We start from the raw sequence: 3,164 nt of genomic DNA on the forward strand, positions 1-3,164 counted from the left end.
AAGGGGGTCCAGGGGGCGGAGCCCCCTGGTTCGGGAAGGGGCGGGATTGGGGAGCTCCCAGCCGGGCGCGACCGGCATCGCCCCCGCGGCCGACGTACCCTGGAAGGCCCCCGGCCCGTAGCACGTGTCGGGCTCTTCGCGTTGCCCACCCCCCGACGGGATGCCCCTTCATGACCCTGCACGGACTGCTGGACGCCGTCGTCAAGGACGCGGCTCTCACCGAAGCGGTGAAGGCCGCCGCCGACGGCCACCGGCACCACGTCGACCTCGTCGGCCCCCCGGCCGCCCGCCCCTTCGCCGTCGCCGCCCTCGCCCGCGAGGCGAAGCGCCCGGTGCTCGCCGTGACGGCGACCGGCCGGGAGGCGGAGGACCTCGCCGCGGCGCTGCGGACGATCCTGCCGCCGGAGGGCGTGGCCGAGTACCCGGCGTGGGAGACCCTGCCGCACGAGCGCCTGAGCCCCCGCAGCGACACGGTGGGCCGCCGCCTCGCCGTCCTGCGCCGCCTCGCGCACCCGAGCGCCGGCGCGGACCCCGAGACCGGTCCCGTCAGCGTCGTCGTGGCACCCGTCCGGTCGGTTCTGCAGCCCCAGGTGAAGGGCCTCGGCGACCTGGAGCCGGTGGCGCTGCGCACGGGCGAGTCCGCCGACCTGAACGACACCGTCGAGGCCCTCGCCGCGGCCGCGTACTCCCGTGTCGAACTGGTCGAGAAGCGCGGCGAGTTCGCCGTACGAGGCGGCATCCTCGACGTCTTCCCGCCGACCGAGGAGCACCCGCTCCGGGTCGAGTTCTGGGGCGACGACGTCGAGGAGATCCGCTACTTCAAGGTCGCCGACCAGCGGTCCCTGGAGGTCGCCGAGCACGGCCTGTGGGCGCCGCCCTGCCGCGAGCTGCTGCTCACCGACGCCGTACGCGCCCGCGCGCGGGAACTCGCCGAGGAGCACCCGGAGCTCGGCGAACTGCTCGGCAAGATCGCCGAGGGCATCGCCGTGGAGGGCATGGAGTCCCTGGCGCCGGTGCTCGTGGACGACATGGAGCTGCTCCTCGACGTCCTGCCGGAGAACGCGATGGCGGTCGTCTGCGACCCCGAGCGGGTGCGCACGCGCGCCGCCGACCTGGTGGCGACCAGCCAGGAGTTCCTCCAGGCCAGCTGGGCGGCCACGGCGGGCGGCGGCGAGGCCCCGATCGACGTCGGCGCCGCCTCCCTGTGGGGCATCGCGGACGTCCGGGACCGGGCCCGTGAGCTCGGCATGATGTGGTGGTCGGTGAGCCCGTTCGCCGCCGATCTCGATGTGGACGACGACACGCTCACGCTCAGCATGCACGCCCCGGAGACCTACCGCGGCGACACCGCGAAGGCCCTCGCCGACACCAAGGGCTGGCTGGCCGACGGCTGGCGCACGGTGTACGTCACGGAGGGCCACGGCCCGGCCGCCCGCACCGCCGAGGTCCTCGGCGGCGAGGGCATCGCGGCCCGCCTGGACGCCGACCTGGCCGAGCTGACCCCGTCCGTGGTGCACGTCGCGTGCGGCTCCATCGACTACGGCTTCGTCGACCCGCGGCTGAAGCTCGCCGTGCTCACGGAGACCGACCTCACCGGCCAGAAGGCGGCAGGCAAGGACGGCGCGCGCATGCCCGCGCGGCGCCGCAAGACCATCGACCCGCTGACCCTGGAGCCGGGCGACTACATCGTCCATGAACAGCACGGCGTGGGCCGCTACATCGAGATGGTGCAGCGCACCGTCCAGGGCGCGACCCGCGAGTACCTGGTCGTGGAGTACGCCCCCGCCAAGCGCGGCCAGCCCGGCGACCGCCTCTACATCCCCACCGACCAGCTGGAGCAGATCACCAAGTACGTCGGCGGCGAGGCCCCGACGCTGCACCGGCTCGGCGGCGCCGACTGGACCAAGACCAAGGCCCGCGCGAAGAAGGCGGTCAAGGAGATCGCCGCCGACCTGATCAAGCTGTACTCGGCGCGGATGGCGGCCCCCGGCCACACCTTCGGCCCCGACACGCCCTGGCAGCGCGAGCTGGAGGACGCCTTCCCGTACGCGGAGACCCCCGACCAGCTCACGACGATCGCCGAGGTCAAGGAGGACATGGAGAAGTCGGTCCCGATGGACCGGCTGATCTGCGGCGACGTCGGCTACGGCAAGACGGAGATCGCCGTCCGCGCGGCCTTCAAGGCGGTCCAGGACGGCAAGCAGGTCGCGGTCCTCGTGCCCACGACGCTGCTCGTGCAGCAGCACTTCGGCACGTTCACCGAGCGGTACGGCCAGTTCCCGGTGAACGTCCGCGCCCTGTCCCGCTTCCAGACGGACACCGAGTCCAAGGCGACCCTGGAGGGCCTGCGCGACGGCTCCGTGGACATCGTCATCGGCACCCACCGCCTCTTCTCCTCCGAGACCAAGTTCAAGGACCTCGGCCTGGTCATCGTCGACGAGGAGCAGCGCTTCGGCGTGGAGCACAAGGAGCAGCTGAAGAAGCTCCGGGCCAATGTCGACGTGCTCACGATGTCGGCGACCCCCATCCCTCGTACGCTCGAAATGGCCGTCACCGGCATCCGCGAGATGTCGACGATCACGACGCCGCCGGAGGAGCGCCACCCGGTGCTCACCTTCGTCGGGCCGTACGAGGAGAAGCAGATCGGCGCGGCCATCCGCCGTGAACTGCTGCGCGAGGGCCAGGTCTTCTACATCCACAACCGGGTGGAGTCCATCGACCGGGCGGCGGCCCGCCTGCGCGACATCGTGCCCGAGGCGCGGATCGCCACCGCGCACGGCCAGATGTCCGAGCAGGCCCTCGAACAGGTCGTGGTCGACTTCTGGGAGAAGAAGTTCGACGTCCTCGTGTCGACGACGATCGTCGAGTCCGGCATCGACATCTCCAACGCCAACACGCTGATCGTGGAGCGCGGCGACAACTTCGGCCTGAGCCAGCTGCACCAGCTGCGCGGCCGCGTCGGCCGCGGCCGCGAGCGCGGCTACGCCTACTTCCTGTACCCGCCGGAGAAGCCGCTGACCGAGACCGCCCACGAGCGCCTCGCGACCATCGCCCAGCACACGGAGATGGGCGCGGGCATGTACGTGGCGATGAAGGACCTGGAGATCCGCGGCGCGGGCAACCTGCTCGGCGGCGAGCAGTCCGGGCACATCGCGGGCGTCGGC

1 protein-coding gene is annotated in these 3,164 nt (G+C 72.3%); it reads left to right on the plus strand.

The window, feature by feature from the left end; translation table 11 throughout:
• Positions 1 to 170 precede the first annotated feature (170 nt).
• The coding region (gene mfd / locus ACFWZ5_RS45855; RefSeq protein WP_384893172.1) for a transcription-repair coupling factor at positions 171 to 3,164 on the plus strand (2,994 nt) is incomplete at its 3' end.

This window comes from Streptomyces sp. NPDC059003, assembly GCF_042740445.1.
In the GTDB taxonomy this organism is placed as follows: Bacteria; Actinomycetota; Actinomycetes; order Streptomycetales; family Streptomycetaceae; genus Streptomyces.